General features: G+C 55.0%; 3 protein-coding genes and 2 pseudogenes. 3 read left to right on the top strand and 2 right to left on the bottom strand.

Features of this window, described 5'->3' with window-relative positions:
- Positions 1 to 71, bottom strand: a pseudogene (locus D3D01_RS22365) (IS6 family transposase); the annotation flags it as partial.
- A gap of 179 nt (positions 72 to 250) precedes the next feature.
- Positions 251 to 1,133 (bottom strand): annotated as a pseudogene (locus D3D01_RS22360) (IS1595 family transposase).
- A 194-nt stretch (positions 1,134 to 1,327) separates the two neighbouring features.
- Here D3D01_RS22360 and D3D01_RS22355 point away from each other — a divergent pair.
- The 3 genes from D3D01_RS22355 to D3D01_RS22345 form a co-directional block, all read left to right on the top strand.
- Entirely contained in the window at positions 1,328 to 1,825 is a 498-nt protein-coding gene (locus D3D01_RS22355) for a hypothetical protein (protein WP_121513837.1), read from the top strand.
- Positions 1,819 to 2,448, top strand: coding sequence for a hypothetical protein (locus D3D01_RS22350; RefSeq protein ID WP_199725596.1), 630 nt, complete (start codon positions 1,819 to 1,821; stop codon positions 2,446 to 2,448). The genes D3D01_RS22355 and D3D01_RS22350 overlap by 7 nt, the downstream gene beginning before the upstream one ends.
- Positions 2,449 to 3,375: 927 nt before the next feature.
- Positions 3,376 to 4,594 (top strand): PKD domain-containing protein (locus tag D3D01_RS22345; RefSeq protein ID WP_199725594.1); only part of this gene is annotated, 1,219 nt, incomplete at its 3' end.

Raw genomic sequence — 4,594 nt, 5'->3', positions numbered from 1 at the left:
GTGCGCTCATTCTCCCAAACGTCTTGGCTGTCCTCATCTAACGTTTCTCTGAGGAGGTCTGCGAGTGGCATGAACACTTCTCGCTACGACCTCCTCGCTTCTCAAACTCGCTCAACTAGACAGTGCCAGACAGCACGTTTTTTCATACTACAAAATATAGCTGATTACTTATATATGAATTTCTGCACCTGTCCGATTCTAAACTAATTATTTTAACATATCATCGCTCATCCGTAGCACATTGTTGACTTCACAACGTTGCTCGAACAGCGTGCTTGAGACCGTCTCGGCCGGGTTTCCGAAACAGCTCTCGGCGTAGTTGAAACCCTCTGGGATACTGTGTTAGCTTGTCTTTGGAGATACCTCGGTGGGGCGAGAGCCACTGTTGCACCCGCGACGCGTGGCTCTCGCAGGCGTTGACGTGCACCTCGTCGTCGGCGTATTCGCCGTCGCCATGGACGACGTATTCGCGGTCGAATGTGTCGTCGTCTTCGAGCGGTTCGTACGCTCGAAAGCCGTCGGTATAGACAGTGAGCGACTCCTGCTGGCGGTCGGCCAGCAGGAGTCGAATCGTCGATTCGTCTGCGGCTTTCGCTGGAATCACGTACCGCTGTTCGGTGCCACGGTCGGCGATGATGAAGATCGGTGGCTTGTCGCTTATACGAACCACTCCCGCGCGTTGACAGGCCACGCGAGCGCGACTCCCGGTCGCGCTCGCGGCCTTTTTTGCCGGCAGAGACGTACACTTCGTCGATTTCGACCGGGCCGACGAGATTGAGGGAAGGCGCATCAAGCGCTCTGGCAAAGCGCTCGATGCGCCGGTGCATCGTTTTGTGTGTCACCTCGATTTCGCACTGTAGTTGGCGGAGACTCGTGTTAAACCGGAGAAACGCGTAAATTGAGAACAGCCACCGTCGGAGCGCAATCTTCGAATGAGCGAAGATTGTGCCAGTCTTATCGTTGAACGTGCGGTCGCAATTCTTACACAGATACCGCTGAAACTCTCTGTAGCTGCCGTTTCTGACCGTCCGGTCAGAACGGCAGCGAGGACAGGTAACACCATCACGCCAGCGAACCTGCTCCAACAGGTCCGCTGCGACCGATTCCGACCCAAACACATCTAGCGGAATCATTCGTGTCGGGCACCGCTGACGCGGTGCCCTTGTCCTCTTCGACTCCGCAGCCACCGCTCTGCAGTATCAACGATCTTCTACGCAAGAGCGTATCAAAAATGATTCCAGAACCATAAGAATCAAAAACACTACTATGATACCTAAGAGAAAGCAATGGCTCCCACCCGCGGAGGCCATATGGTAAAACGTTTATAATGACCACTGGAACAGACGCTGTCGAGGACTTTGCCACTGATAATAGGGGACAGACGTTACAGGACTATGTCTTTGGTGTGAGCGTTTTCCTTTTGACTGTCGCCGCAGTGGTGGGGGGCGGTCTCCCGACAATGCTGGCAACGTTTGACGACGGGACACGCGGGGACACGGACGCACAGGCCAAGCGGATTGCCGATCAAATTGTAACGAATAACTCTCTTGGCCCCGGAAACCGGCTAAATGTGACGCTGATAGAGGCAGTGGCTGGAAGTGATGTTGATACCCTTCAGAACCGATATCGTCTCCCAACGACTTCCACAGTGAACGTCACTATTAGAAAACCCAGCGGGTCCGGTGCTGTCGTCACAGATAATGGGGTGACCCTCACTGCTGGGCGTGACGCTACGGGGCGCACCTTTGGTAAAGCCGTTCGGCTTATCACGATTGGAGACGGCAGTTGTGACCCTGCCTGTCAGTTGATCGTGAGGGTATGGTGAAGATGTCGGGTACGGACCGAGGTCAGGCCTACAGTCTAGAAGCCATCGCAGGGAGTGTTATCGTCGTTACAGCACTCCTATTCGCTCTCCAGTCAATCATCATCACTCCGACCACCTCAAGCGGTGTCGACCCCGATGTCCGGAAAGATCTTCGGGCGCAGGCGAGCGACACGCTAGTGATCGTCCATAGTAACGAGACGACAGATCTCTCCTATTACACCCGCAACTGGGTCCCTGAAAGCCGGACGTTTGAGGGGGCACAGAACCCAAGCGTCGGCTACGGAACTGCTGTACCGCCTGGAATATTTGGAGAGATACTCAATACGACGTTCAGCCAGCGGTCGCGACTCTACAATGTCGAGGTTCTCTATTTGGGTGTGAACGCAACTGATGACCGTGGCCGAGTGCCGATGGTCTACCGGGGCCAGCCTGCAGAGGGTGCTGTGACCGCGAGTTACACGGTGACGTTATACGACAACCAGACGTTGACATCCGGTAAGACCGGTACTGCCGAACTCTGGGAATACGGGACCGACCCTAATAGCGAGGCGTACTATCCGATTCCGAACGCGGTTGAAGGACCGGTGTACAACGTTGTGGAGGTGCGTCTCACCGTATGGTAGCCCGTCAGGACCGTGCACAATTGCTTTTTGTTGGGGCGATAGTCCTGGCATTTCTTGTCGTTGGTATCGCTGTCGTCGTTAACACCACACTCTTCGTCGAAAACACGCAGACAGGTACGACGGGAAGCCAGAGTCGGTCACCAGGCACTATCGACAATGAGGTTACGGGTTCACTCCGGACTGTTGTCCTGCGCGTGAACCACCAGACACGGAATCATAGCGCCACCGAGATTGGAATATACGCAAACAATAACGTCACCAGACTCAGTACTGCGTTAGGCGAGTCGTATGCGGCCTCTAGCTCGTTATCTGTCTCTGTCAACTACCGGAACACATCAAGCCGATTTGGGAGCCGTGTAGTTCAGACCGGCGACAGCACTTTTGAGAATGTCTCGCCGGACTGGACCCCGGTCACCGGGGGATCACAGCGGGAGCTTGGATGGTTCGTCGTGAATCTCAATGCGACAGAGAGTCAAGACGACCCATTCCATGCCAGCGCGTCAAACGGGACTGATTCGGTGAATTTGACCATCGACAAAGTGAGCGACACAGAGTTCTGGGTCAACACCTCAAGTCCAACCGGAAGCGACTCAGTCCGCTGTCAACCCCGTGGGGGTCGACTGTTCCTTGACCTCCGACGTGGTCGGTCAGTGACTGACGACAATTGTCGGTTCAACGGTACAAGCGAACTCAACACGGTCTCGCAGGTGAATTTTGCGGGCGGAGACAATGCAGTCGGGAAATATGCCATCGTGACGAACTCGTCGTCAACGAGCGTCCCAGCCTGTAAAACAACCACCTCACGAACGGAGCCGTGTCATGCGCCTGTCGTCTGGACTGCGAACACGACTGTCAGCGTTGTCGGATCTAAGGTTCAATATGAGAGCGACAAGAATGTCACTATCTATCCGAGCAGGGGGCAGTAGTATGGTCGTACACGATCGCGCTATCACTAACGCCCTCTCGTACGTGCTGACGCTCGGTATCACCACATTGTTAATAACTGGATTGACCGTTGGCGCGGCAAATATGCTTGAAAATCAACAGCGAGATGCCACACGTGAAGAATTGGAGACAATCGGGAATCGGCTTGCGAGCGAGGTTACCCGTGTCGACACGCTGGCACAGCAGGGTGGCGCAGCCACGGTAAGCGTCAGCCAGCCGTCCCGAGTTACGGGGGACCGCTACTCGATCTCTCTTCTCCACGGTGCGAGCGTCTGTAGTGGCGGCCGCCTCGCAGCAAGCGTCGATACCTGTCTCAGGCTCACATCGATTGACAGCGAGATTACGATTAGGGTCCCGATCCGTAACGAGTCCAAAGTTTCACTGGCTGTGGCCGATGAGGGAACATTCCAGCTTCGTGCGAACGCAACCAACACCACCGGTGGCAGCGAAGTTGCTAGTCAGGATCTTAGTAGTCGGATCGGTGTCGGCGAAGACGTGAGCCGTGATACACTTTCTCTCGTTGGCGGCGTCGGCAACAGACCCCCGGTTGCGAGTTTCGACTTCGAGCCGGCTTCACCGTGGTCTCGCCAGCCCGTCACGTTCAACGCCAGCGATTCTTTCGATCCTGACGGTTCCGTGACTGAGTACCGATGGGACTGGGACGGTGATGGAGCGGTCGATCAAGTGACGACTGACCCTACGGCGACACATACATTCTCGAACGGGGGCGGCTATAATGTCACTCTCACAGTCGAGGATGACGAGAGCGCGAATACGCCACGCTCGCAGTTCATCGATGTTAGCGGTCTGGAGTATAACCGTGATATGACTGCAGTAGGGAGTGACGACGCGACGATTACGTTCACCGTCACGAACAACGCCGGGAGAGAAGTCGAGATCACGCACGTTCTGGTCGATCCGGCTGATGGTAGCATCGACAGTATCGATGGTGGAAATGAAATCGATATCGATGCTGACGATCAGGATGGTGAGTTGGACGACAGTTTCGCTCTCTATGATAGTGGCCGAATCGTTGAACTCGACGATTCCGCAACACTATCTGACGGATCAACAGCAACAATCGAGATTGGAGATTTCGAAGACAGCACGGCGGTCAATATGAACGGAAAGCGTGTCCGTATTGGCCTCAAGTACAATATCGGAGGTCGGACAAACTCAACGCGCTTCGAGGACGTTGTTG

The sequence above is a fragment of the Haloarcula sp. Atlit-7R genome, from assembly GCF_003666065.1.
In the GTDB taxonomy this organism is placed as follows: Archaea; Halobacteriota; Halobacteria; order Halobacteriales; family Haloarculaceae; genus Haloarcula; species Haloarcula taiwanensis.
Note: the sequence above shows the minus strand (reverse complement) of the source record. Positions and strands in the feature narration are given on the sequence as shown.

Bases quoted from the DNA above. Each gene is read 5' to 3' on its own strand.
- D3D01_RS22355 (WP_121513837.1), top strand. From the start codon at position 1,328: ATGACCACTGGAACAGACGCTGTCGAGGACTTTGCCACTGATAATAGG.
- D3D01_RS22350 (WP_199725596.1), top strand. From the start codon at position 1,819: ATGGTGAAGATGTCGGGTACGGACCGAGGTCAGGCCTACAGTCTAGAA.